Origin of the sequence: Acinetobacter sp. P1332 (assembly GCF_044057475.1) — a bacterium.
In the GTDB taxonomy this organism is placed as follows: domain Bacteria; phylum Pseudomonadota; class Gammaproteobacteria; order Pseudomonadales; family Moraxellaceae; genus Acinetobacter; species Acinetobacter johnsonii.
Map to the genome: position 1 here is coordinate 2,543,507 of NZ_CP171157.1, position 26,657 is coordinate 2,570,163.

At 40.3% G+C, this 26,657-nt stretch carries 23 protein-coding genes, 1 tRNA gene and 1 pseudogene; 13 read left to right on the forward strand and 12 right to left on the reverse strand.

Annotated elements, in window-relative coordinates:
* The first annotated feature begins 243 nt into the window (after nt 1–243).
* From ACFN7Z_RS12470 to ACFN7Z_RS12490, 5 genes are all read left to right on the forward strand, one after another.
* Complete coding sequence (locus ACFN7Z_RS12470) at nt 244–1,596, forward strand: amino acid permease (protein WP_029574969.1); 1,353 nt, start codon at nt 244–246, stop codon at nt 1,594–1,596.
* A gap of 79 nt (nt 1,597–1,675) precedes the next feature.
* Nucleotides 1,676–1,751, forward strand: a tRNA-Arg gene (locus ACFN7Z_RS12475).
* Nucleotides 1,752–2,433: 682 nt separating this feature from the next.
* A complete protein-coding gene (gene hppD, locus ACFN7Z_RS12480) occupies nt 2,434–3,495 on the forward strand; it encodes a 4-hydroxyphenylpyruvate dioxygenase (protein WP_058952181.1) in 1,062 nt (353 codons plus the stop codon).
* A 164-nt stretch (nt 3,496–3,659) separates the two neighbouring features.
* Nucleotides 3,660–5,060: an amino acid permease gene (locus ACFN7Z_RS12485; protein WP_004981288.1), complete on the forward strand. Its 1,401-nt coding sequence runs from the start codon at nt 3,660–3,662 to the stop codon at nt 5,058–5,060.
* A gap of 29 nt (nt 5,061–5,089) precedes the next feature.
* On the forward strand, nt 5,090–6,304 hold the full coding sequence (locus tag ACFN7Z_RS12490) for an amino acid aminotransferase (protein WP_159151708.1): 1,215 nt from the start codon (nt 5,090–5,092) through the stop codon (nt 6,302–6,304).
* A 256-nt stretch (nt 6,305–6,560) separates the two neighbouring features.
* Here the strand turns inward: ACFN7Z_RS12490 and ACFN7Z_RS12495 are convergent, their stop codons facing one another.
* Nucleotides 6,561–7,382 (reverse strand): IclR family transcriptional regulator, encoded by an 822-nt coding sequence (locus ACFN7Z_RS12495; RefSeq protein WP_058952183.1) that lies wholly within the window; start codon nt 7,380–7,382, stop codon nt 6,561–6,563.
* Nucleotides 7,383–7,567: 185 nt separating this feature from the next.
* Here ACFN7Z_RS12495 and fahA point away from each other — a divergent pair, with 185 nt between their 5' ends.
* Genes fahA through ACFN7Z_RS12510 form a run of 3 tightly spaced genes read left to right on the forward strand, consistent with a single transcriptional unit; the run spans nt 7,568 to nt 10,108 of the window.
* On the forward strand, nt 7,568–8,851 hold the full coding sequence (fahA, locus tag ACFN7Z_RS12500) for a fumarylacetoacetase (protein WP_058952184.1): 1,284 nt from the start codon (nt 7,568–7,570) through the stop codon (nt 8,849–8,851).
* Nucleotides 8,852–8,872: 21 nt separating this feature from the next.
* Nucleotides 8,873–9,511, forward strand: a complete 639-nt coding sequence (gene maiA / locus ACFN7Z_RS12505) for a maleylacetoacetate isomerase (protein ID WP_058952185.1) — start codon at nt 8,873–8,875, stop codon at nt 9,509–9,511.
* Nucleotides 9,512–9,532: 21 nt separating this feature from the next.
* A complete protein-coding gene (locus tag ACFN7Z_RS12510) occupies nt 9,533–10,108 on the forward strand; it encodes a VOC family protein (RefSeq protein ID WP_058952186.1) in 576 nt (191 codons plus the stop codon).
* Between the two features lie 267 nt (nt 10,109–10,375).
* Here the strand turns inward: ACFN7Z_RS12510 and ACFN7Z_RS12515 are convergent, their stop codons facing one another.
* From ACFN7Z_RS12515 to ACFN7Z_RS12550, 8 genes are all read right to left on the reverse strand, one after another.
* Nucleotides 10,376–11,443, reverse strand: coding sequence for an ArsO family NAD(P)H-dependent flavin-containing monooxygenase (locus tag ACFN7Z_RS12515; RefSeq protein ID WP_058952534.1), 1,068 nt, complete (start codon nt 11,441–11,443; stop codon nt 10,376–10,378).
* A gap of 154 nt (nt 11,444–11,597) precedes the next feature.
* The gene (gene arsH, locus ACFN7Z_RS12520; protein WP_058952187.1) at nt 11,598–12,302 is read right to left on the reverse strand and encodes an arsenical resistance protein ArsH; all 705 of its coding nucleotides are present in this window, start codon (nt 12,300–12,302) and stop codon (nt 11,598–11,600) included.
* 5 nt (nt 12,303–12,307) lie between these two features.
* Entirely contained in the window at nt 12,308–13,351 is a 1,044-nt protein-coding gene (gene arsB / locus ACFN7Z_RS12525) for an ACR3 family arsenite efflux transporter (protein ID WP_395441872.1), read from the reverse strand.
* A gap of 7 nt (nt 13,352–13,358) precedes the next feature.
* A complete protein-coding gene (locus ACFN7Z_RS12530) occupies nt 13,359–13,832 on the reverse strand; it encodes an arsenate reductase ArsC (protein WP_058952325.1) in 474 nt (157 codons plus the stop codon).
* Nucleotides 13,833–13,839: 7 nt separating this feature from the next.
* Entirely contained in the window at nt 13,840–14,160 is a 321-nt protein-coding gene (locus ACFN7Z_RS12535) for a metalloregulator ArsR/SmtB family transcription factor (protein WP_005012525.1), read from the reverse strand.
* A 57-nt stretch (nt 14,161–14,217) separates the two neighbouring features.
* A complete protein-coding gene (gene arsC, locus ACFN7Z_RS12540; RefSeq protein ID WP_058952191.1) occupies nt 14,218–14,652 on the reverse strand; it encodes an arsenate reductase (glutaredoxin) in 435 nt (144 codons plus the stop codon).
* Nucleotides 14,653–15,136: 484 nt separating this feature from the next.
* Nucleotides 15,137–16,855, reverse strand: coding sequence for a GMC oxidoreductase (locus ACFN7Z_RS12545; RefSeq protein WP_058952192.1), 1,719 nt, complete (start codon nt 16,853–16,855; stop codon nt 15,137–15,139).
* Between the two features lie 50 nt (nt 16,856–16,905).
* The gene (locus tag ACFN7Z_RS12550) at nt 16,906–18,351 is read right to left on the reverse strand and encodes a coniferyl aldehyde dehydrogenase (protein ID WP_005399985.1); all 1,446 of its coding nucleotides are present in this window, start codon (nt 18,349–18,351) and stop codon (nt 16,906–16,908) included.
* 153 nt (nt 18,352–18,504) lie between these two features.
* Here ACFN7Z_RS12550 and ACFN7Z_RS12555 point away from each other — a divergent pair, with 153 nt between their 5' ends.
* Nucleotides 18,505–19,524 carry an AraC family transcriptional regulator gene (locus ACFN7Z_RS12555; RefSeq protein WP_005399986.1) on the forward strand — a complete coding sequence of 340 codons (1,020 nt, stop codon included), beginning with the start codon at nt 18,505–18,507 and terminating at the stop codon, nt 19,522–19,524.
* Between the two features lie 30 nt (nt 19,525–19,554).
* Here the strand turns inward: ACFN7Z_RS12555 and ACFN7Z_RS12560 are convergent.
* Nucleotides 19,555–19,671 (reverse strand): annotated as a pseudogene (locus ACFN7Z_RS12560) (IS5/IS1182 family transposase); the annotation flags it as partial.
* A 753-nt stretch (nt 19,672–20,424) separates the two neighbouring features.
* Between ACFN7Z_RS12560 and ACFN7Z_RS12565 the strand changes: the two are divergent.
* Nucleotides 20,425–21,669, forward strand: coding sequence for an OmpP1/FadL family transporter (locus ACFN7Z_RS12565; RefSeq protein ID WP_010326172.1), 1,245 nt, complete (start codon nt 20,425–20,427; stop codon nt 21,667–21,669).
* A 329-nt stretch (nt 21,670–21,998) separates the two neighbouring features.
* Complete coding sequence (locus ACFN7Z_RS12570; protein WP_029574964.1) at nt 21,999–23,156, forward strand: OmpP1/FadL family transporter; 1,158 nt, start codon at nt 21,999–22,001, stop codon at nt 23,154–23,156.
* A gap of 80 nt (nt 23,157–23,236) precedes the next feature.
* On the opposite strand, the gene thrH is transcribed toward ACFN7Z_RS12570, so the two are convergent.
* Nucleotides 23,237–23,854 (reverse strand): bifunctional phosphoserine phosphatase/homoserine phosphotransferase ThrH, encoded by a 618-nt coding sequence (gene thrH, locus ACFN7Z_RS12575; RefSeq protein ID WP_005399989.1) that lies wholly within the window; start codon nt 23,852–23,854, stop codon nt 23,237–23,239.
* A gap of 202 nt (nt 23,855–24,056) precedes the next feature.
* On the opposite strand from thrH, the gene ACFN7Z_RS12580 reads away from it, so the two are divergent.
* Both ACFN7Z_RS12580 and ACFN7Z_RS12585 read left to right on the forward strand, forming a co-directional pair.
* Nucleotides 24,057–24,791, forward strand: coding sequence for a phosphoadenylyl-sulfate reductase (locus ACFN7Z_RS12580; protein ID WP_058869094.1), 735 nt, complete (start codon nt 24,057–24,059; stop codon nt 24,789–24,791).
* 162 nt (nt 24,792–24,953) lie between these two features.
* Nucleotides 24,954–26,333 (forward strand): wax ester/triacylglycerol synthase family O-acyltransferase, encoded by a 1,380-nt coding sequence (locus ACFN7Z_RS12585; RefSeq protein WP_159151626.1) that lies wholly within the window; start codon nt 24,954–24,956, stop codon nt 26,331–26,333.
* Nucleotides 26,334–26,399: 66 nt separating this feature from the next.
* On the opposite strand, the gene ACFN7Z_RS12590 is transcribed toward ACFN7Z_RS12585, so the two are convergent.
* Nucleotides 26,400–26,573: a PA1571 family protein gene (locus ACFN7Z_RS12590; RefSeq protein WP_004981331.1), complete on the reverse strand. Its 174-nt coding sequence runs from the start codon at nt 26,571–26,573 to the stop codon at nt 26,400–26,402.
* Between the last annotated feature and the right edge of the window lie 84 nt (nt 26,574–26,657).

A 26,657-nucleotide genomic window follows, 5' to 3' on the forward strand; every position in this document is an offset into this window, starting at 1 on the left:
CGTAAAATACAGACTTAAGTCTAAAAAAACATCATTTGTGAACGTCCGGTTTCCAAATAAAATTCCTGATTTGATAATTTAAATAAAATTAATATATTGATTCGTATGTTTTTTATTTACAATTCATTACACATTATTTTTCATATGAATAATAACTTTTTTTCATGAATTTTGAGCTACTATGCGATTTCTTCACGATCTATTACAATCGGAAACACTTATCCATTGTCGGGCTGAAATAACTTGAATAAAGAGTCGTCTCAACTTCAGCGTGGCTTAAAGAACCGTCATATTCAATTGATTGCCATGGGCGGCGCAATTGGTACTGGCTTATTTTTAGGTTCCGCACATGTGATTGAATCTGCTGGCCCATCCATTATTTTGGGCTATGCAATTGGCGGTTTAATTGCATTTCTAATCATGCGTCAACTCGGGGAAATGATCGTTGAGGAACCTGTAGCTGGTTCTTTTAGTCATTTTGCAAACAAATACTGGGGCAAATTTGCAGGCTTTTTGGCTGGCTGGAACTACTGGATTCTATATGTTCTAGTAGCCATGACCGAACTGACCGCAGTTGCGAAATATATCAACTACTGGTGGCCCCACATTCCTGCGTGGGCATCTGTACTCACCTTCTTTGTTATCATTACCTTAGTCAATTTAGGTAATGTGAAATTTTATGGTGAATCAGAGTTTTGGCTAGCTATCATCAAAGTCACGGCCGTCGTCGCCATGATTGTTTTTGGTCTTTATCTTTTGGCTACAGCAGGCGCAGATTCTACGGCTTCATTCAGCAACCTTTGGTCACATGGCGGTTTCTTCCCACATGGTGTTGAAGGTCTATTCTATATGCTTGCCTTCCTCATGTTTGCCTTTGGCGGTATTGAATTAATTGGTATGGCTGCAGCAGAAGCTGATAACCCACAAAAATCAATTCCTAAAGCAATCAACCAAGTGGTATTCCGTATCCTCATTTTCTATGTGGGTTCATTAACCATTTTATTATCACTTGTACCTTGGAATGAATTGCAACTTGGCGGCTTAGATAAGAGCCCATTTGTAATGATCTTCAGTCAATTAGGTATTGGTTGGGCCGCGCATTTGCTTAACTTTATTATCTTGACTGCAGCACTTTCTGTATATAACAGCGGTATGTATGCTAACAGCCGTATGCTGTTTGGTTTAGCACAGCAAGGCAATGCACCTAAAATCTTCAGTAAAACCAATAAGCAAGGTGTGCCAATTCCAGCAGTCTTGTTCTCTGCTTTACTGATTTTCGGTTGTGTACTATTAAATTATTTTGCGCCAGAAGATGCTCTCAGCAACTTAATTTATATTGTTGTTGGTGCTTTGGTATTGAACTGGGCCATGATCAGCTTAACTCATCTTCAATTTATGAAGGCCATGAAAAGCGAAGCAAAAAAACCATTATTTCCTGCACTTTGGTCGCCTTTCAGTAATTACCTTGTTCTTGCATTTATTGCTGTAGTGCTTTACATCATGTGGACTCAAGGTTTAAGCGGCGCTGTGATCATGATTCCAATTTGGATTGTATTAATGTTCGTTCTATACAAAATTCTGTATAGAAAAGCATAAAATATTCATTTTTAAATAGTTATTGTTTCGGCAATAACTATTTTTTTTGAGTAAAATCAGCTACATTAACCGCACTTTTGCGCTCTTAGCTTAACTGGATAGAGCAGTTGCCTCCTAAGCGACCGACGTGGGTTCGAGTCCCGCAGAGCGCACCATTTTATGGTTGTTTTCAACCTCTCTATGCCTAATCATAAACACTAAAAATTCGATTCATCGCGCCCAGATACTAATAATCCCCTTCAATCTTGGACGCTGATTCAACAGCCGCTCAAGCTAATGCAAAAAATTCAGCGTGATCAAACTCGCTCGCGGCGACACCTACATCTGGGTTTTCAAATCAGGTTTTAGTAAGTCAAACTGTTCTTGATCTTTTACAATTAATTTTCGTGCTCAAATCAGTTGCTTGGCTGTTTCATTTTCAAATAGCTATTCTCAACAGATGCACTGAATGAGCCAAATTTCATACCCAATTTTTCCATTCTATTTTAGTCCTATAGCACAGATTTCATCCTGAAATCTTGGTATAACAAAGCGCCCCTATTTTAAAAATATTTTTATGAATAATATTAATTTAATTTATAGGTCAATCATTTACCAATTTTATTTATTACGTAATTAAATTACGTATTGAATAATAATTTAGATCAAGTATGATGAATTAAAACTTCTACACTTGTTCACTCAACATTAAGAATGCTGCAGAACAGGTGCCCCATGTCAGACAAACGGATTTGTCTCTCTCGCTCTAAAATTGTAGCGACCAGTCCGTTGGCTCTGAAAGGAATCGTTAAAAAAGATAAGCAATAGGATTGCTTAAAAAAGAAATGAGGACGTTGTATGAATGAATTAGCCAACCCATTAGAACTGTGTGGATTCGAATTTATTGAATTTGTTTCTGAAGATGGTCAGCTAGATGCGGTGTTTGAAACCATTGGGTTCAGCAAAGTGGCAAAGCATAAGTCTAAAAATGCGTATTTATGGCGTCAGGGCAAAATTAATATCATTCTAAATTATCAGCCTGAATCGTATGCAGCTTATTTCTATAAAGAACACGGCCCTTCTGCCTGTGCAATGGGTTTCCGCACCAAGAATGCGGCAAAGGCATTTAAAAAGGCGATAGAAATTGGTGCTGAACCCATTTACAACCAAGTTGGCCCGATGGAGCTGAATATCCCAGCGATTAAAGGGATTGGCGGCTCTCCTATTTTCCTTGTCGATTGTGACATTTACCAAAATGACTTCATCTTCTTTGATGATGTAGCATCCAATCCTGTCGGCACAGGTTTATATGAAATCGACCATTTGACCCATAATGTGTATAAAGGCCGTATGCAGTATTGGGCTGATTTCTATGAAAAGATTTTTAACTTCCAAGAAATTCGCTACTTCGATATTAAAGGTGAATATACTGGCCTGACGTCCAAAGCACTCACGGCGCCAGATGGCAAAATCCGTATTCCGCTCAATGAAGATTCGGATAAAGGAAATGGTCAGATTGCCGAATTCCTCAATGAATTTAACGGTGAAGGCATTCAGCATATTGCCTTCATTTGTGATGACCTGATTAGCACTTGGGACAAGTTAAAAGCTTTAGGTGCCAAGTTCATGACACCTCCGCCAAATACCTATTATGAAATGCTAGATGAGCGTTTGCCTAACCACGGTGAACCTGCTGATGAACTACAAAAACGGGGCATTTTGCTGGATGGCAATACTAAAGACGGTAATAAACGCCTCTTGTTGCAAATTTTCTCCCAAAATATGCTAGGCCCTGTCTTCTTTGAATTTATTCAACGTAAAGATGACGACGGTTTTGGTGAAGGCAACTTTAAAGCGCTATTTGAGTCGATTGAACGCGATCAAATTAAACGTGGCGTTTTAGATGTATCGAAAGCTTAAACGATTTCTAGAATTTCCCTGTACATATAGTTTTATGTACAGGGAAATTTAACTTTTGCGCAAAATTATACTCGTAAAAATTAAAGTCCGCTCCGATGACAATATAAAAATAACTAAACATCATCATGGTTCAAGGCTTTATCTCACATGGATGAAGAATAAAAATGCAGCACATTGAACAAGGAAACCTGAAAAAAGGTTTAAGTAATCGTCATATTCAGCTCATCGCCCTCGGTGGTTCTATCGGCACTGGGCTCTTCCTCGGCATTTCACAAACCATCAAACTCGCAGGACCTTCTGTTATTTTAGGCTATGCCATCGCAGGCCTTATTGCCTTTCTCATGATGCGCCAGCTCGGTGAAATGATTGTGCATGAACCCGTGAGTGGTTCTTTTAGTCATTTTGCTTATAAATACTGGGGCAAATTTGCGGGCTTTATGTCTGGCTGGAATTATTGGGTACTGAATATTTTAGTGTGTATGGCTGAACTCAGTGCTGTCGGCCTCTATATCCATTACTGGTGGCCTGATATTCCAACGTGGGTTTCTGCTTTGGGTTTCTTTATTTTCATTAATGTCATTAATTTACTGCACGTGAAATTATTTGGTGAAATGGAGTTTTGGCTAGCCATCATTAAGGTCGTGGCAATTATTGCCATGATTGCTTTTGGGAGTTACTTGCTGGCTAGCGGTAGTGGTCATAGCCAGTCTAGCTTACAAAATTTATGGCAGCTCGGTGGCTTCTTTCCCAATGGTATTACAGGTTTAGTGATGGCTATGGCCATGATTATGTTTGCTTTCGGTGGAATTGAACTGGTAGGTATTGCAGCAGCAGAAACAGATAACCCTCAGAAAACCCTCCCAAAAGCCGTCAATCAAATTGTTTACCGCGTCTTGTTGTTTTATATCTTAAGCCTAGTCGTAATTTTGTCGCTTTATCCATGGAATATGATGGCTGAAGGCGGTAGTCCTTTTGTATTGATTTTCGACTCTTTAGGCAGCCAAACCGTGGCCGCTGTTTTAAATTTTGTGGTTTTGACTGCGGCTGTTTCTGTCTATAACAGCACCAATTACTGTACCAGCCGAATGCTGCTGGGTCTGGCACAACAGGGCAATGCCCCAAAATTTTTAAGCAAAATTAATCCGCGTGGTATTCCTGTAAATGCCATTATGGTTTCAGCTTTCTTTACTTTAATATGTGTTCTGATTAACTATTTATTTCCTGAAAAAGCATTTAACTTACTCATGATGCTGGTCGTAGCGGCTATTGTGATTAACTGGGTCGTGATTTCTTATACACATTTAAAGTTTAAAAAAGCCATGAATCGCATGCAGGTAAAAACTCACTTTCCAAGTGTGGCCTATCCATTTACCAATTATTTATGTATTGCCTTCATGGCGAGTATTCTGCTCATTATGAGTCGTAGCCCAGATATGCAAATTGCAGTTCTTATGATTCCAGTCTGGATTGCAATTTTACTGACGGCTTATCTCTTTAAACGAAAGCAAGAAGATCATGTTGCGTTGCTTGAAAAAAGTAAAATCACTTCCTTACCAGAAGCGTAATATCGTATTTATCATATTAGGATGTATTCATGTTTCAACATATTGATGCCTATGCAGGTGACCCGATTCTTTCTCTGATGGAGGAATTCAGCAAAGATACGCGCCAGAATAAGGTCAATCTCAGTATCGGACTTTATTATAATGAAGATAATATCGTGCCGCAGCTACAGTCGGTTCAAGAAGCCTATACGCATTTAATTCCAGACTATGACAAAGTCCGAGTCTATTTGCCGATGGATGGGCTCAAAAGCTTTAATCAGGCTGCACAAGAACTCATTTTCGGTCAGGCGAGCCCTGCCCGTCAGCAAGGGCGTATCGTTACCATTCAGACTTTGGGTGGTTCTGGTGCACTCAAAGTGGGTGCAGACTTCTTGAACAAATACTTTCCGCAGTCTGAAATCTGGGTCAGTCAGCCGACTTGGGAAAACCATATTGCGATCTTTAATGGCGCTGGTGTTCAAACCCATTTCTATCCTTATTACGATGCGGATACCCATGCCGTGAATCTCACGGCGATGCTAGATACCCTAAAGCAGCTACCTGCTCAAAGTATCGTACTACTGCATCCTTGCTGTCATAACCCGACAGGTGCAGATTTAGCACCTCATGAATGGGATCAAGTGATTGAGGTTCTAAAAGCAAACAACTTGATTCCTTTCTTGGACATGGCCTATCAAGGCTTGGAACAAGATGCTTATGCGATACATGCGCTAGATCGGTCTGGTATGAACTTTATTGTCAGCCATTCTTTTTCCAAGATCTTTTCCTTATATGGCGAGCGCGTTGGTAGCTTAAGCTTTGTCTGTGATGACGCAAACATTGCCCAAAATGTATTGGGTCAACTTAAAGCGACAGTCCGCCGCATTTATTCTAGCCCAGCAGCCAACGGTGCGTTATTGGTGAGTCAGGTATTAAATGACACAGCGTTGTCTCAGCTATGGCAGTCTGAATTAGAAGAAATGCGTCAGCGCATTTTACTGATGCGTCGCTTACTTGAAGACAAACTCAGTCAAGCGCTACCAGATATGGATTTTAGCTATCTGACCCAGCAACAAGGCATGTTTAGTTATACGGGCTTAAGTGCAGAACAGGTCGATTTGCTGAAACAAGATTATAGTATTTATTTAGTCCGCAGCGGCCGTATGTGTACTGCTGGCCTGAATTTAAACAATATTGATTATGTGGCTGAGTCGATGGCAACTGTGCTTAAAGCTGCAAGTTCCACTGAGTCTGTGTTTGCTTAAGATATATCATGCTCACTTAGGCTTCTCACTCTAGGGTTAGAAGCCTTTTTTATCGTTATTTTTCAGAATTTGAATCTAGGCAACCTAAGTCTACGGGTTTCAGCGTCACTATCTAGTTCCTAATTTTCCCTTTTCCTTTAGACAAGGTGTCAGAAGATGAAATATTGATACTGTCTAGCACGACCGCATCCCATAAAAAAATCCACCAGAGGGTGGATTTAAAACTTAATTCATCTTTTCAATGTAATCGACGCTTTTATATGGCAGCAGCTGGACGAAATAAAGCATCGATCTGTCGCTGTACGCCAAGTACATAATCAATTGCTTGCTGCATTTGCCCTTCAGGTAACTGATCTTCTGTGCCAATACAAGTAATGACATGATCCAGTTGCTGCGTGAAATTAAAGACTGGAATACTAATCGCATTGATCCCAGCCATCATATCTCCTGTGACTGAAGCATAACCTTGACTCAGGATTTTCGCTTTCAGCTCTAAAAAATCTTCCCAATTTGCAGGATACTGCTCTGGTTTAGCGCTACTTTCCCATTCTTTTTCCAATAATGGCTTGATGATGTGCTCAGGCTGATAGCAGGCATGCAAGCGCCCTGTCGCAGATTTGAGCAGAGGCATGCGTGAACCGACTCGAGTAATAATATTAAAGACATGGTTAGATTCTAAAGACTGAACCACGACCGCGCCATCGGCGAACCATTTACTCACATGAATACTGCAATTCAGACTTTGCTGGATGTCCTGAATATAACGCTGGCTTAATTCCAGCATATCTGTTCGCTTGAGTGCATTCACCCCAAAAGCATGTGCGCGCTCACCTAAACTATAACGCCCATCAGTTAATTGCTGAGCATAGTCTTTACGAATCAAACTCACCACATAACGGTGTACTTTGGCCGGATGCATGGATAAAACTTCGGACAGCTCTTTTAACATCATCGGTGCATTATGTGCGGTTAATGCATCTAATACGGTTAATCCAACTTCCAGAGACTGAACCCCTCCCTGTATTTTTTCTTCCTCAACACTCATCGCTTTACCCTGCATAGCTGCATTAGTTGTCATAACTCCATTGGTGAATTGTACTACTTAAATCAAAAATGTGAGCCATCTAAACCTGACTCTCTCATTCAGAGTAGTATAGTCCAACAATTTACACTATTCATAAATAAATTATTTATTGCGTAATTTTAAAATATAAGTATGATTCTATCTAGAACTTAAATTTTCCACGGAAAGGATCAATATCCATGAGCAAACGCTTGAAGTCATTTGTTGAAATTGCTGCACATTCAGATTTCCCGCTAGAAAACCTGCCTTATGGCATTTTTAGTGAAAAACACAATTCGCAGCCTCGTGCTGGCGTAGCACTGGGAGAATGGGTGATTGATCTGGCGGTACTGGAAGCGCATAGTTATTGCAAACTAACAGATGGCAAACTGGTCTTTAATCAGCCGACACTGAATATGTTTATTGAATCAGGTCAAGCCAATTGGTCTAAGGTCCGCGCAGAATTACAAGCTTTGTTGTCCGCAGATAATCCTGAACTTCGTGATAATCAGGCCCTGCGTGATCAGGTCTTCTTCAAACAATCAGACGTCAAAATGCATATGCCTGTACACATCCCAGGCTATACCGATTTCTATTCATCTAAAGAACATGCCACCAATGTCGGTTGTATGTTCCGTGACCCGAAAAATGCGCTGCTACCCAACTGGTCAGAACTCCCTGTTGGTTATAACGGTCGTGCCAGTTCGGTCATTGTGAGTGGTACAGACATTGTCCGCCCATCAGGACAAATCAAGCTGCCAGATTCAGAACGTCCTATATTTTCTGCTTGTCGTAAACTCGACTTTGAACTGGAAACTGGCTTTATCGTAGGTAAATCAAGTCAGCTGGGTCAACCTGTTCCAATTGAAAACGCTTGGGATCATATTTTCGGTATGGTGCTGTTTAATGACTGGTCTGCGCGTGACTTGCAGCAATGGGAATATGTACCACTTGGCCCGTTTAATGCGAAAACTTTTGCGTCATCTATTTCACCTTGGATTGTGACGCTGGAAGCACTTGAGCCATTTAAAACCAGTTCTCCTGAACAAGAGCCGAAACCTTTGGCTTATCTGCGTGAAGACAACAGCAGCAACAGCTATGACATTCATCTTTCGGTTGAAATTCAGCCTGAGAATGACGACAAAAGTGATGTGATCTGCAAAACCAACTTTAAATATATGTACTGGTCCATGGCTCAGCAGCTAACTCACCATACGATTGCGGGCTGTAACTTGCAGGTCGGTGATTTGATGGGTTCAGGGACCATTTCAGGACCAACTCCAGATTCTTATGGTTCATTGCTCGAAATCACATGGAATGCCAGCAAACCTTTAACGCTATCAAATGGCGAACAGCGTAACTTCATTCAAGACGGCGATACCGTCATTATGAAAGGCTATTGTGAAAAAGGTGATTTGCGTATTGGCTTTGGTGAAGTCAGCGGCAAAATTCTGCCAGCAGTGGATTTTGGTTTTACCCAATAATTGCAGATCAGGATGTTGCCCATGAAACTGTATACCTATTTTCGTAGTTCTGCGGCTTACCGAGTTCGTATTGCCTTGAATTTAAAAGGTCTGGCTGCTGAACATGTACCTGTGCACTTAGTCAATAATGGTGGTGAACAGCATAGTGAAAGCTACCGTCAAATCAATGCGAGTGAGCTGGTGCCCACATGGGCAGAGCAAGATTTTGTCTTGACCCAATCGCTAAGTATTCTTGAATATTTAGAAGAAAAATTCCCAGACACGGCCCTGCTCCCTCAAGACTTGCAGCAGCGTGCTTTGATCCGTGCATTTAGTTTAAGTATCGCCTGCGACACCCATCCGCTCAACAACCTACGGGTACTTCAGTATCTGGTGGGTACATTGGAAGTAAGTGATGCGCAGAAAATAGCTTGGTATAAACACTGGGTTTTAACGGGCTTTAAAGCCCTTGAAGCACAGCTAGAACAGTCAAATGGCAAATTCTGTTTTGGCAGTCAGCCGACCCTAGCGGACTGCTGCCTGATTCCACAAGTCTATAACGCTCTACGTTTTAATCTTGATTTATCCGATTATCCAAAAATTTGTTCGATCTACACCCATTGCAACACTTTAGAAGCCTTTCAACACGCTGCACCTGAAATGCAGCTTGAAGCCTCTTAAGTTTTTTATAAGGATATAAAAATGACCATTCAAATTGAAAAAATCCACCACGTGGCCTACCGTTGTAAAGATGCCAAAGAAACGGTGGAATGGTACAAAAAAAACCTAAATATGGATTTCATTCTCGCCTTTGCTGAAGACCATGTCCCTTCAACCAAAGCCTTTGATCCCTATATGCACCTATTCCTAGACGCAGGAAATGGTAATGTTCTGGCTTTCTTTGAACTGCCAACCCAGCCTGAAATGGGCCGTGATGAAAACACCCCAAAATGGGTGCAGCACATTGCACTCAAAGTCAAAGACCGTCAGGCACTGATTGATGCTAAAGAACACCTAGAAGCCAATGGCATAGAGGTCTTGGGCATTACCAATCATGGTATTTTCCACTCAATTTATTTCTTTGATCCAAATGGTCATCGTTTGGAACTGGCCTATGACGATGAAAAAGCGCCACAAAAAATTGCCATGATTACAGAACAAATGAAATATGACATGCTGGAAGAATGGAGCAAAACCAAACGCGCACCGCAGCATACGCACTTCCTACATGCAGATGAATTAAGCCAAAACTCTCGTACCGCCAAAGTAGACGCTTAAGTCTGGCGGAAGTTGTGCTGATGGTGAATGCCTTAGAGGCAACTTCAACGATGATAAAAAACGCAAAGCAGCTTCGGCTGCTTTTATGATTTAAATAGATAGGATTTCTTATTTTAATTAGCTACTTAGAGTACCTTAAATCTCCTATCAATCATCAATAATTGCTTTCCATTTGCTTCACGGCGAATCCTATTTCCGTCCTCATCCGTATCGAATCAAATTGTTCATGCATGAAACCTGTCTATGCATCCCTTTAAACTTATAGGTTTAAGCACCAGTCAAATAGGCAGCAATTTCATCAGCCGCAGCTCTTGCTGTTCTGGACACTCCAATTAAAGTCGCCGATGCCATGCCTGTCCACTCACCATAGCCAACCAACCATAAGTTATTTAGTTTCATTGAACGCCCATTATAAACAGCAACCGTTTGATCAGGCCCTACCACACCAAGACTTCTTAAATGATTGAGTGCGGGGTTAAATCCTGTACACCAAATGACAGCATCTACCACTTGTGTTGAACCATCAGCCCAAATAACCGAATGCTCAGCAAATGCTACAAAAGGCTCTCGACTGTGCAAAACTCCTCGTGTTCTTGCCTCTTTGACACTGTCAATCATGACAATATCTCCCAACCCACCTGCGAGCTGTTCCAAACTCCGACCTTCCTGTTGTGCTTTTAAACGCTCCGTTGCACGAAGAAACAAGACCCGCCCATCCACATCATCTGATAAAAATGCTGGTGCTGTCATCGTGACCCAAGTTGTTTCTGCCACTTTTGAAACTTCGGCAAGAATTTGTGCGCCTGAGTTACCACCACCGACAACGATGACTTTCTTATTTTTAAAAGGCGCTGCATTGACATAGTCCGCTGAATGAAGCTGTATTCCTTTAAATTTTTCACGTCCAATATCATTAGGAATATGAGGCTGGCTCCATGTACCTGTTGCACTGACCACAGCCTTTGCCCGCCAATATTGATCTCTAGCATACACATCTAAATAGCCATCTTTTTGTTCAATATGATCGACATGGACTGGCCGAATGGTCGGAAATTGATAGCGTTGCTCGTATGCCGACAAATATTCGATCACTTCATTTCGCGTTGGGTAGGTGTGTTCAGTCGTTGGCATCATCCAACCCGACAACGAACTCCATGTATGCGGTGAAAAAAGACGTAGCGACTGCCATGCATGCAGCCATGCACCGCCAGCTTGCGATTGATCATCTAAAATCACAAATGGAACTTTTTTACGTTTGAGAAAATAAGCTGTAGCAAGTGCCGACTGACCACCACCAATAATAACCACATCGACTTCTGCTTGTAGTTGTGCCAAAGCCACTCTCCCATTTGCTATAGTGAAACCATATTCATAATTAAAAAAGCCCAGTCTATTCAACAAACTAAGTGACTTTTAAAAACTGATCAAATCTGTAATTGGGCTTTTCAATTGCACAAGCTACTTTTCAACATCTTTGATCATCTAGAGTTTATAAACTCCGTTGATTAACACGCTTAGATAATTCTTCTGCCGACTCTTTTCGCTCTGAATAACGGTCTGTGAGGTACTGACTTTGCCCACGCGTCAGTAGCGTGAATTTATACAGCTCCTCCATGACATCGACAATTCGATCATAAAAAGCTGAAGGTTTCATCCTGCCATCTTCTTCAAACTCTAAAAAAGCTTTGGGAATAGACGATTGGTTTGGAATGGTGATCATCCGCATCCAACGGCCTAAAATACGCATCTGGTTTAAGCTGTTAAAAGACTGCGATCCACCACTGACTTGCATGAGCGCCAAAGTCTTGCCTTGGGTTGCACGAATCGCACCACCTGCCAATGGAATCCAATCAATTTGTGATTTAAAAATTGAACTCATGGAGCCATGACGTTCCGGCGAACACCATACCATCCCTTCTGCCCATGCGAGTAGGTCATGCAACTCTTTAACTTTGGGATGCTCAGTGTCCGCATCTTCAGGTAAAGGCAAGCCCTTAGGATGAAAGATTTTTACTTCAGCACCAAAATGCTCCAAAATACGCCCAGCTTCCATCACCGCTAATCGGCTGTATGAACGCTCACGGTTAGAGCCATAGAGCAGCAAAATACGTGGTGGATGATCCAACTCTTTAGCTTGTACCTTTTCTAAAGTCGGTTGATCGAGAAGATTCATATCTACATTTGGGAGAATCATAGAAATTACACCTCTGCTTTAAAAAACTTTTTTCTAAGCCACAAAGACACACTGACCAAAGCAATCAACACTGGTACTTCAACCAATGGGCCGATCACCGTGGTAAATGCGACTGGTGAAGCTAAACCAAAGGTCGCAATCGCGACAGCCAGCGCCAATTCAAAGTTATTTCCCGCAGCTGTAAAAGAAATAGCTGTGGTTTTAGGATAATCGTTCCCCATCCATTTGCTCATGAAGAAGCTGATGAAGAACATCACGATAAAGTAAATCGTCAATGGAATCGCAATATGCAAGACATCCATCGGTAAGCTCACTACGTCGTTCCCTTTGAGACTAAACATCGCCACAATCGTGAACAATAACGCCAACAAACTCAGTGGACTGATCTTCGGTAAAAAGACATGTTGATACCAATCCAGACCTTTAGCTTTTACTAGAGTGAATCGCGTCATAAAGCCAAGGAAAAATGGAATTCCCAAATACACCAGTACCGCATGGGTAATGGTCCAGAAATCGACATTGATTACCTGTCCTGCAACACCAAAATATGGTGGTAAGAAGGTCAAGAACAACCAAGCATAGGTACTGAAAAATAAAATTTGGAAGATACTGTTAAAGGCCACCAATGCAGCAACATATTGGTTATCCCCACAGGCCAAACCGTTCCACACCAAGACCATGGCAATACAGCGCGCTAACCCGATCAAGATTAAGCCCGTCATGTATTCAGGATAGCTGTGTAGAAAAATGATGGCTAATGCAAACATCAATACAGGTGCTATCACCCAGTTCTGAACCAAAGACAAAGTTAAGGTTTTTTTGTCTTTAAACACTTGTGGTAGCGCTGCATAATCCACTTTAGCTAATGGTGGATACATCATCAAAATCAAACCGATTGCAATCGGGATATTGACGGAATCCACACTCATTTTATCCAAAGCGACAGGGGCTTGCGGAAAAAACACGCCTATCGCAATCCCTAAAGCCATGGCAATAAAAATCCATAGCGTGAGGTTACGATCTAAAAAGGATAATCTTTGTTGAGCCATGATGTTCTCATTCAATATCTGAGATGTGATTGATTGCAGCAATCAATTCAGGACGAGACATATGCGCTGTATCGAGTGCCCATAAAGCGTCTAAGCGACGGTTGATATGGTCTACAGTCACTTGGAATGCTTTGAGCTTTTCTTCTTTCGGCAAATCTAAATGTGATGGATCAGCCAAACCCCAATGTGCCTTAATTGCACCACCTAAATACAGTGGACATGCTTCTTGAGCTGCCGAATCACAAACCGTAATCACCACGTCAGGTTGGTATTGTTCACAATCATCAATGGTTTTACTCCACAAACCATCTGTTGAAAGACCTAGGTTTTCCAAGGTTTCAATGGTCAATGGATGTACTTGCCCTGATGGCTTACTACCTGCACTGTATGCTTTCCAACCTTCAGGCGCACGGCTGTTAAAAAGTACTTCAGATAAAATGCTACGACAGCTGTTTCCAGTACATAAAAAAAGAAATTTCATATTTTTACTACTCGCAATAACTATTAATTTGTTGAAATGATGGAGCAACTTTTGGCTGTAAATCGGCATTTTTAAGGGTATTTAAGACGTCTATGCACCAAGTGGGTAAATTGGGATTGAGACTGTAATAGACCCATTGCCCTTGACGTCGATCTTGTAAAAGACCAGAAGAGCGTAATAAGGCTAAATGCCGTGAAATCTTGGGTTGGCTCAACTCTAGTTTTTCCGTCAAATCACAAACACACTGTTCATTATTTCCAAGAACCAACATGACGATATTGAATCGCGTTTCATCAGCTAAACATTTAAAAAAATTGATTTGATCCATACTTTCACCTACTCAAACCTCTGGATATAGCAATACTTACAGATACCCAGTACATATTTATTTTAATCGCTGCCCATTTGCATCCAACACTTGTTCACCGTCTTCTTTACTAAAAGCATCCTTTTGTGGGAGTGGCAGAATTTCTAAAACCAATTCTGACGGACGACTTAAACGAGTTCCTAATTCAGTGACTACGAATGGACGGTTAATCAAAATTGGATGCTGCAGCATAAAATCTAAAAGCTGTTCATCCGTCCAGTCCTCACGGCCCAACTCGAGATCACGATAAGGTTCAACATTCTTACGAATCGCTTCTCTCACCGTTAAACCTGCATCCGCGATCATTTGAATCAGTTCATTTTTAGATGGAGGTGTTACAAGGTACTCAATCACTTCAGGTTCAATATTGGCATTACGAATTAATGCCAATGTATTACGTGATGTACCACATTCAGGGTTGTGATAAATCTTAACTTTTGGAGTAGCAGACATTTGCTCAAACTCAATTGAATCCTTATATATACTTATATATGAATAAACATATATATGCAACTCCATATTTTAAGAATAAAAAATGATCTTTTTTGAATATATAGTGATCGAATGAGCATGTTAAAATTAAATAAAATATAAGATTTAGAGGTCAAGCTATGGAAACAGTCATGATTACTTTGATCTTAGTTATTATTTTGATTTTACTTGTCATATTTTATAAAAAGAAAAAATAAACGATGGCTTTTGGATTTATGGATAGGCTCCGTAATAACCTAAATCATTCATTGATCTGTGAAAAGGTAAGAGAGCTTTTCGCTCTCTTCTTAGCTTAGGAATTTCTGAATCATAGCCCATCAAATCAGCAACACCCTCTAACACTGTCATACAGCGTTAGAGGGATAATGATCTAAAGATTGTATTGCTTCGGCTGTCTAATTTGCCGTATTAGGCATCATCACCAGCCCAGACCATATTCCCTTTTTTAAGCATTACTTAATGCACTGGCTAAATCACCAGTACCCTTCAAGTCAGACACCTGTCCGTCCAAAGGCTGACTAAACTGGATACGCTGAATCGTTGCTGCCCGCTCTGCGGAGAACACTGGGATTTGACTCATCGCAAATTCAGACAGTGCGGTAATGGTCAGTGAGGGATTCACACCTAAATTTCCAGGTACAATCGAACCATCTAATACGCGTAAATTTTGATAACCAAAGACTTGACCAGTGAAGTCCACAACGCCATTCGACTTGTCATTACCCATCGCGACACCACTCATAATATGTGCTGTCGTTGGCGTTCCCAGTAGAATTTCAGTAAGTGCAGAACCTGGCTCTCCACCCAACTTTTGTGCAATCATTTTAGTGGCTTCTTCAGCCGCAGGGAATGAAACTGTGAGTGGCGTATCCCCTTCTTTTTGCACGGCAGTAATACTATTCTGGAACAGTCGATACCACTTTCTACGCCATTCAAAATGAATGAATGCTTCAGACTTTTGCATTACCAATAAAATAATAGAGTCTTTGGCTTTACCCTTATAACTTAGCACTTTAAAGGTTTTTAAGGGATGCAACAGTGTAGTGAACACAAACTTCATAAAGCGCATAAAGCCCTGACCAGTCACCATCGGCACATATGGAATATAAATCCATGAAGCATCAGCACCTTCAGGGAAACGTGTGACCTCAATATTGGTATCTGCATCAACCGAAATAAAAGAGCTGATTGCCACCCCATCATCCAGTTTTTTTCCTGTGTTGTTTACTGTGGTCAGGGTTTCCGAATTCGTCCGAACTTCCTGTCCCAGCAATGAAGAAATATTGGGTAAAGTCTTATGCTGATCACGCATTTTTAACAACATCGGTACCGTACCCATCACCCCTGCAGATAACACTACCCCACGACTGTGCAAACTATACTGACGAACTTGTTTCCCAAGGGTTTCTTTGACTATTACTTCGTAACCTGCGCTACCATCTTCATTCAGTGGTTTAATTTTCACCACTTCTGAACTTGGACGAATTTCAACGCCATTACGCTCAGCAAAATACAGGTAATTTTTCATGAGGGTATTTTTTGCATTGTTGCGACACCCCAACATACAAGCACCACAATAAATACAGGAGTTACGATCTGGCCCATCTCCATTAAAATACGGGTCTTTCGCTAATTGACCTTCCTGACCAGCTGCTTGCGAAAAGAATACCCCTGTGTTGACCGTTTTAAAAGAGTCTGCATATCCAATTTCACTCGCAACTTCTTTTAACGTGTCATCTGCAATATTGGTATAAGTATTATTCGCTGTACCCAACATACGTTGAGCGAGACCATAAAACGGCTTTAAGGTTTCTTTCCAGTCTTTACGAATCTTGGTCCACGCCTCGGACTCAAAAACAGCATCAGGTGGAATTAAATGTACATTGGCATAAATTTGTGAGCCCCCACCAACGCCTACCCCGTGCAAAATGGTGGTTTTACTGGTGAAAGTAAATTGCATCGTACCTCTGAATCCCAGTTCAGGACGCCACAAATAGTTTTTGGTGTCTAAATTGGTGGTTGGAAAATCCTTATCTTCACGGCGTAAGCCTTTCTCCAAAATCAGGACTTTATAGCCTTTTTCACTAAGGCGTAAAGCACTGACCGATCCACCAAAGCCTGAGCCAATCACAATTTGATCATAATCAAAATCTATTTTATTCATCCTATTAACTCCTTTAATAGTTTTATTTTTCTGTTTTTAAATTTAAGCGCTTATGACTTCATCCGAATCAATAAATTCAACAGCCAATTGGCAAATTTTCCGTAAGGCGGCGCGAGAAACTTCAAGCTTGAAAAACCCGCCTGATAAAACACAGGACGCATTTTGGAAAAAGTCAAAAAGCCTTCATAGCCATGATAGTGCCCCATCCCGCTGGCACCGACTCCACCAAATGGTAAGTCATGCTGCCCGACATGAAATAAGGCATCATTGACCGAAACCCCGCCCGACATAACTCTGCTGATATAAAATTCGACTAAGCTTTTGTTATTGCTAAATGGATAAAAGGCCAATGGACGATCACGCTGAACAATATAGTCAACAACATCTTCAGGCTTTTGGTAGGTTTTGACCATCAAGATCGGGCCAAAGGTTTCACGCGTATCAATTTCCATCTCATCATTACTGTTCAACACCAAAGTCAGTGGAAATTTTCGTGTCGCAGCATCAGGCTCTTGCTGATTTAAATTAATTAAACTAGCCCCTTTGGCTTCAGCATCTGCCAAGCTATGTACTAAGCGCTGAAATGCACGCTCATCAATCACAGAAGTATAATCTTTGCTATGAATATCAGGCACATGTTCCTGCACCCAAACTGATGCCGCTTGAATAAACGCTTGTAACCTCGACTCATGTACAAATAAATAATCGACATTGGTACAAATTTGTCCCGCATTAAACTGTTTCACAAACATAATGCGTTCTACAGCTTTCTCAATAGGGTATTCAGGGTCAATCACCGCAGGAGATTTACCACCCAGTTCCAGAGTCACAGGGGTTAAGTTTTGTGCTGCAGCAGCCATGACTTTACGCCCTGTCGCACCAGAACCAGTAAACATCAGGTGGTCAAACGGCAATTTTGAAAATGCGATACCCACTTCACCAGTCTCATCGAAAATCTGTAATTTTTCCGCTTTAAAATATTTGGGGCTTAACTCAATCAGCAATTCAGCCAAATGTCTTGAATTTTCAGACATTTTAACCATAGCCGTATTTCCCGCAGCAAACACGGCCGACAACTGTGAAAACATCAAATTGATGGGAAAATTCCACGGCACAATAATTCCAATCACCCCCAGTGGCTGAGGAATTACGCGGTTCTTCGCACCAAAATACAAGCTATGATCGACATGTCTTTTTTGTACTTTAGTCCACTGTTTCAAGTGTTTGATGCTGCCGTTAATATCATCTGTGACCGTAATAATTTCTGCCAGTAAGGTTTCATGACGTGAACGATTGCCATAATCTCGATTCAGGGCTTCAATAATTGCTTCACGGTGATCGTTAATCAGTGCTTTTAAATTCAGTAAATGTTGCTTACGTTGCGCAATCGTTTCAATGCCTTGTTGATGAAAGCTTTTGCGCTGCAATTGAAAACAATCGTGTAATGTCTGTTCTATCACTGTTTGCTCGATATGAGGCTGAACCGTAAGTTGCATATGCTTTTCCTTTCACGGCTAAAAATGGTGATTCAATACTTCTTTTCTATGTTGATTGAGACAATCTCTTATCCTACTTTAACAAATGACTTGAATTATGCTTGACTTTTTAGGACACTAAATTGATCTTTTAGGACAACACGGAATGTTGTAATGGGAAGTTATATTCGTGCAGCCAGCCTCGGCGGTTTTGAAGACTTAGTCCGTAGTTATGGCGTAAACCCTATAGAAATCTTGAAAGAGATCGGGATTTTACCTGCTTTACTCCGTGATCCAGATTCATTTATTCATTATGATCATTATTTAAATTTATTGGAAAAAGCGGCCTTAGCTTGTCAGGATGATTGCTTCGGTTTAAAACTCGGTGCACTCCAAAATATTAGCACAATCGGTTTGATTGGCGTCTATATGTCCCGACAAATGACCATACTTGAAGCCTTAAGCGTGGCGCAAAAATATGTCTATTTACATGCTGAAGGCATTGTCTTCCACGTCTCGCAACATAATGCTCTGCTCTGTAAGCTGAACTTTGTGCGTTTAAGTGAATACAACACCGATGTACCACAAAAATCACAACTGGCCATTTGCCTTGTCGCGAATATTTTAAAAGATTTGATTGGCCCGCAGTGGCATGCAGAAAAAATTTGCTTCAAGCAAAAAGCACCACAAAAAGGTGCTCAAACTTTCCAAGCACATTTTTCATGTCAGGTAGAGTTTGAAACCGATGAAGATGCACTTTATTTTCCTGCAAGCTTTTTAAGCTATAAACCCTATAATTTTAATGAAGATGCCATCAATCAGCTGATCGTACAGCAGCTTGAAACACAAAGCAGCACCAAAACTGAAGACAATACCGCACTGATAGAGAGTTCAGTCCGCATGCTGATGGCGACAGGAGACTGCAGCATTGAAAATATCGCACTCTGTATGGGCATGCATCCGAAAAAGCTTCAGCGCGCTTTAAAAATGCAAGGAACAAGCTATCGAGATATACTCGAAAATGTCCGAAAAAAAGAAGCACTGCGTATGCTTGATGCAGGCAATGTGAATTTGACGGATATTGCTCTACAGTTGGGCTATGCAGAGTTATCTATTTTTAGTCGCAACTTTAAAAGTTGGTTTGGCGTTCCTCCAACCGAGTTAAGAGACAAAAGTCGAAGCCATATTGTATGACTTCTGGTTTTGCTACTTTGTTCAATAATGAGCATACCTCTGAGTTTCAAGATCAAACCAAATGGCAATATTTCCACGATTAATGAGAACTCGGTTATATGAGGAGCAATTGCTTGTACGGTCAATTTTAGGTGCTGGCTTCTTCATTCGGAAATTATATTGCTAAAGATGGCTTTAAGAATAGGTTTGTACAACAAAGCCCATCCTTCTAATCATTTATGGTTCACAGTAGAGCGATAGCGAACTAAAACTCTAAATTTTTTAATAAATTATGCTTTTAACGGTATAACAAAACTACAGCTTAATTTAAGTCAAGATTGAGTGCTGATTACACCGCTTAATAACCACCTGTATTCATTCATCTATATTTAAAACTAAAGATTTTTGTTCTTAACATTTGTTTCAGCTTTTATATATTTTTTATAACACAACGCAATATAACCGCAACAATTATCATTGTCGCTGTAGACAATATTAATCATGTAAAAAACAATAACTTGATCTTCTAAATAAAAATAATCGATAAATGATCTACGAAATATAATTTTGTATTATAAATACAGTAAAGAAAAAAGTGATACGAATCACAAAAAGGATTTATTTTTACGCTTAATTGAGTAAATTTTAACCAAAAAATAAATTTTATATTTCAAATTATATATTTATATTTTTCATTAACTTAAGTTGAAAAAAAGTGTTTTTTTAGTGTAAAAACTCTATTGCGATCACTTTTTGAACTGATTAGTTATGTCTAGAGCATTTACTCTTATTTTAATTGTGCTATTTTTGTGACACGGAGTAACAAATGATTTCGGTTAACCGACTTCTCCAAAAGCCAAAAAACATAAACACAAAATGAGCAACAAACATTTGCATTTGCACCTCAAGGAAAGACGTAGAATGAAATTAAAGACATTAACGACAGCAATGATTTTAGCAACTGTACCAATGACGGGGGCATTTGCCGCTGCTCTAGATCGTTCAGGTCAGTCAATCTCTGCATTCTTGCAACCTGGTAATTACTTTGAAGCAGGTATTTCTGTATTAGATCCAGATGTATCTGGGAAGGCTATTTCAACTGCTGGTGGCGGCAATCTTTCTGACATGGGAGATGATTACTACTTCCCCTCAGCTGCTCTTAAATTACAAGTAACAGACCACTTCTCATTTGGTTTGATCTATGACCAACCATTTGGTGCTGATGCTGCATACTCAACAAGTGACCCACTTGTTGGTCTCAATACAGGTTTGTTACACTTAAACGGTGAAGCAACTGAAGTAGAAGTTGACACTCAAAGTTTGTCTATGATTTTTGGTTTCCAGCCAAATGAAAATTTCAACATTTATGCTGGTCCTGTTTATCAAACAATTAAAGGTAATGTTCAATTACGTGGTGCGGCATATGGTTCAGCTAACGGCCTTGGCTTATATAATGCTGATTTAGATGAAGATGGTGCAGTTGGCTGGTTAGCTGGCTTTGCTTATCAAATTCCTGAAATTGCTTTAAAAACATCTATCACTTATCGCTCTGAAATTGACCACAAAGCATCTGCTCGCGAATATGGTCAAAGTAACGTATTAGCATTTGTTGGCAGTAGCCCTGTTTACGATGTAGCAACAGATGCAAATATTACAACTCCCCAATCTGTTAACCTTGATTTCCAAACAGGGATCATGGCAAATACAGTTGCCTTTGCAAATGTACGTTGGGTGAATTGGAAAGACTTTTCTATTGACCTAAAACAATTCGGAACTGTTGCAGATACTCTAGGTGCGCTAGGCCAGACTCCAGACAACCCAAATGGCTTTGATATTGTTGGTTATACTGATGACCAATGGTCAGCAAACGTAGGTGTAGGCCGTAAATTTAATGATCTATGGGCAGGTAATGTCTCAGTAGGTTGGGATTCTGGTGCAGGTAATCCTATATCAACTCTTGGCCCAACTGAAGGTTACTGGAATGTTGGCTTAGGACTTCAATATAGTCCAACACCTGCAACCTTTATCGCTGGTGGTGTTAAATACTTCTGGTTAGGCGATGCAAAAGCGCAAGTCGCATCTAACTTTGGATCAGATACTTATGTTGCAGAATTTAATGACAATGATGCTTTAGCTTATGGCTTAAAAATCGGTTACAAGTTCTAATTACTAATACTGAAAAAACCATCTGCAAAGATGGTTTTTTCATTTTCAACAATGACACCTACGCTCTTTTTTATACACTTGTGATTCATTTGAGCAACAAATAAACACTTAAACATTTTGCATAATATTCAATCAGCCACTCAGCATCTAAAAATAAATCCATATAAATCATAAAATTAATATTTTTTTTTAGTGTTTTTACTCTACACAAGTATATTTTTTAACTTTTCAGTTCATTTTACAACCGTAGTTGAGCATTTACTCTTTTTGTATTTATGTTACTTTTCGTGCCAATCACTTACATAAAGCTACAACAAGGAATGTTCCCTATGAAGCTTACAGCTCTTCGCTCGGCTATTTTACTCAGCTTAATCCCAACAACTTCTGTCATAGCTGGCGGTCTAGATCGATCTGGGCAATCAATGTCTGCTTTTTTTCAATCGGGCAACTATGCTGAAGCTGGTTTTACAGTAATTGATCCAACTGTAGAAGGTACCTCTACAGTTGTTAAAGATGAAAAAATCAGTGATATGGGAGGTGATTACTACTTCCCTTCTGCAGCGATTAAAATACAGCCAACCGATAATATTTCACTAGGATTATTATATGATCAGCCTTTCGGTGCTGATGCAACCTACTCATCAACAGCAGGTACATTTGGTAATGGTACGGAAGGAACTTCTGTTGAAGTTGATACTCATAATCTAACTGCGCTGATTGGTTACCAACCCAACCAAAACTGGAATTTTTATGCAGGCCCCGTATATCAAACAGTTGAAGGAAAAGTTTCATTACGTGGCGCCGCATACGGTGGTACTCGTCTATTAGGTGGCTACGACATAGATCTCAAAGAAGATGATGCTTTCGGTTGGATTGCAGGTGCCGCATACTCTATTCCTGAAATTGCACTTAGAGCTGCTATCACTTATCGCTCTGAAATTAAACATGAACTTGATACTTCAGAAACATTTGCCCTAGGTGCTGTTGTTCGTCCCAACTCAAACACAGAAGTTGTTACACCTCAGTCTGTAAACATTGATTTGCAATCAGGTGTCGCTAAAGATACCTTAGCTTTTGCAAATATTCGCTGGGTACATTGGGATCAATTTGCAGTTAAGCCAACATATTTAGCTGCTGCAACACAAGCTGCAAGAGGTAAAGCACAAAATCTAATCGACTATTCAGATGATCAGTGGTCTATTACAACAGGTCTTTCTCATAAGTTTAATGATAAATGGGCTGGTTCAGCTTCTGTTGGTTATGACTCTGGAGCAGGTAACCCTGTTACGACACTTGGCCCTGTAGAAGGAAACTGGAGTATTGGATTAGGCGCTCAATATAGCCCTGCACAAAGCTATTTCATTGCTGCTGGCGTACGTTACCTATGGTTAGGTGATGCAGATGCACAAACAGGTGGGAATGTTGTTGGTAGCTTTGAAGATAACAGCGCCCTTGCATATGGTATGAAAATTGGCTATCGCTTTTAATTAATCTATGTTAACTAACATTGAATTCAATGAAAAATGGCGCTAATTGCGCCATTTTTTATTATTTTAAAATCAATATATTAAGCAGGAATATCACGAACTGAAGCATTACGAATTGCCTCTTTTAAAGCTGCATAACCATGAATTGCAGGGAATTGTGGGAACTCTTTAATCACGTTTTCTGGTGCATCAAACAAAAAACCTTTATCCGCTTCACCCAGCATAGTGGTGTCATTATAAGAATCACCTGCGGCAATCACACGGTAATTTAGTCCATGCAATGCTTTAACTGCTTCACGTTTTTGGTCAGGTTGGCGCAGCTTATAGGTTGTAATCATACCCTTTTCATCAGTCTCTAACTTATGACAAAAAATCGTTGGCCAGCCCAGCTGTTTCATTAATGGGTGCGCAAACTCATAGAAAGTGTCTGACAAAATAATCAGCTGAAAATGTGTACGTAACCATTCAACAAATTCTTTTGCGCCTGGAAATGGGCCCATCTCAGCAATGACTTCTTGAATATCATTTAAGCCTAAACCATGTTCTTTTAATATATTCAAACGCTGCGTCATGAGCACATCATAATCAGGAATATCACGTGTGGTTGCTTCAAGCGCTTTAATGCCTGTTTTTTTAGCAAAGTTAATCCAAATCTCTGGAACTAACACCCCTTCTAGATCAAGGCAAACAACTTCCATGAATACTCCCTTTTATTTACGTGGAAAAATTTTGAACTATCATAGCTTAATATTTGTCTAATGCATTGCTGTTTTTTAAATCTATTTTTTTCATAAGCATTTATTTTTTAGTGATAAGTGGTTTATTTCAACTCTATTAAAATGCACAGCAAATAACGTAATATAGGTCTTGTTAGATTCCAAGCCTATTGCCAGGATACTTATGACAACCATTCCAACTATTGATCTTGTTGATGCTCTCGCAGCTGAATATGCAGACAAATCACCAAGTGAAATTTTAGCACTTGCACTGAATCAAACGGGTGAAATTGCCATCTCGTTTTCAGGTGCAGAAGATGTCGTACTTATTGATATGGCTGCTAACTTAGGTAAACCTTTTCGTGTCTTTAGCTTAGACACAGGACGTTTACATGCAGAAACCTATCAATTTATCGAAACTGTGCGTAAACACTACAACATTAATATCGAAATTTGCTTCCCAGAAGCAGATGCCGTTCAACAACTGATCAATGAAAAAGGTTTATTCAGCTTTTATCAAGATGATCATAAAGAGTGTTGTGGTATCCGTAAAGTTCAGCCTTTACGTAAAAAATTAGCGACTTTAGATGGTTGGATTACGGGTCAACGTAAAGACCAAAGCCCAGGCACACGAACTGAGATTCCAGTTATTCAAGCAGATGCAGGCTTTTCAGGCGAAGGCAAACAATTGATTAAATACAATCCTCTTGCCAACTGGTCCAGTGCCGATGTGTGGAGCTACATTCGCATGATGGAAGTGCCTTATAATCCATTGCATGAGCGCGGTTTTATTTCTATTGGCTGTGAACCATGTACGCGTCCAGTGTTACCAAACCAACATGAACGTGAAGGACGTTGGTGGTGGGAGGAAGCGACACACAAAGAATGTGGCCTACATGCAGGTAATTTGAAAAAGTAAAGATCAAAACCACTGCAAAGCAGTGGTTTTTTCGCAACCAATGGATACACACAAAGCGCTCCCATTGTTAAAAAAAATCGATATACTAGCTTTAAGTTCTATAATTCTAACAAGATTGCTCATATAGGAGCGGTCAGATATTGCAGTGAGGCAATCCAGACTATGCGTCCATTACATCCGATTGACTTTATTTTTTTATCACTTGAAAAACGCCAGCAACCCATGCATGTCGGTGGATTATTCTTATTCCAAATCCCGGAAAATGCACCTGCCAGCTTCATTCAAAATTTAGTTGCAGATATTCGTAACTCCAAATCCATTCCTATTCCTCCATTTAACAACAAACTCAACGGCTTATTTTGGGATGAAGATGAAGAGTTTGATCTTGATCACCATTTTCGTCATATCGCACTCCCACAACCGGGGCGTATTCTTGAACTGCTCACCTATATTTCACAGGAACACAGTAGTTTAATTGATCGCGCTAAACCGTTATGGACCTGTCATATTATTGAAGGGATTGAAGGGAATCGTTTTGCCATGTACTTCAAAATTCACCATGCGATGGTGGATGGTATTGCGTGTATGCGTTTGGTGGAAAAATCATTATCACAAGATCCAAATGCAAAGAGTATTGTACCACCTTGGTGTGTTGAAGGCCCTCGTGCGAAGCGTTTAAAAGAACCGAATGTTAGCCGCTTTAAGAAAATAATGAATGGCGTAATGGGCCAGCTTGGGTCAACACCACGTGTCATGTATGAGTTGTCACAAACAGTCATGAAAGATATGGGACGTAATCCTGATTATGTTTCAAGCTTTCAAGCACCCAGCTCTATTCTGAACCAACGGGTTAGCTCTTCGCGTCGTTTTGCAGCACAGTCTTTTGAGTTTGATCGCTTACGTCATATTTCTAAAAGTCTAGGGGTCACGATTAATGACATCGTACTGGCGATTTGTTCAGGTGCCCTACGTGAATATCTTTTGTCCCAAGACGCACTTCCTAAAAAGCCTTTAATTGCCATGGTACCTGCCTCGGTTCGTGATGATGATTCGTCTATGTCGAATCGTATCACCATGATTCTGGCAAATTTAGGCACGCATAAAGAAGATCCACTAGAGCGCCTCGCAATTGTTCGTCGTAGTGTGCAAAATGCCAAAGAAAAGTTCAAACGCATGAACTCAAACCAAATTTTGAACTATAGTGCGTTTGTTTATAGTGCTGCTGGTCTCAATATTGCCTCAGGCTTACTGCCTAAGCGCCAAGCATTTAATCTGGTAATTTCAAATGTTCCTGGCCCACGTGAACCATTGTATTGGAACGGGGCACGACTCGATGCGCTATACCCTGCCTCAATCATTTTAGATGGTCAGGCACTCAACATCACCATGACCAGTTATTTAGATAAACTTGAAGTTGGTTTGACGGCTTGTCGAAATGCGCTACCGAAGATGCAGAATCTACTCACACACTTAGAAGAAGAGATTCAACGCTTTGAGGCGATTGTGGGGATCGAAGACCCAAAGTTGCAAACGGTCAGTTGATGCCGCAAAAAAACGAATCAGAAATACAAGAATAATCAATAAAACTAAGGGGCTTCGATAAGCCCCTTAGTTTTTAATGCTACGACATTGTTTTAATAATTGATGACATGCAGTACGAATCATGGCAGTTGTAATTTGTACTTCTTTACCCTGATCATCCACGATATATGCATTATGCGTTACTTTCGTATCTAATAAATGTTTCAAACTAGGTTGAATAATTGCTTCTCTAACACCCATATCACACCTCATTTGCTAAACCTATTTGGGAGAATAAGCTTTGGCTATTTCCGTGTTTCTAGTATTAAAAATCTAAGATCGAAA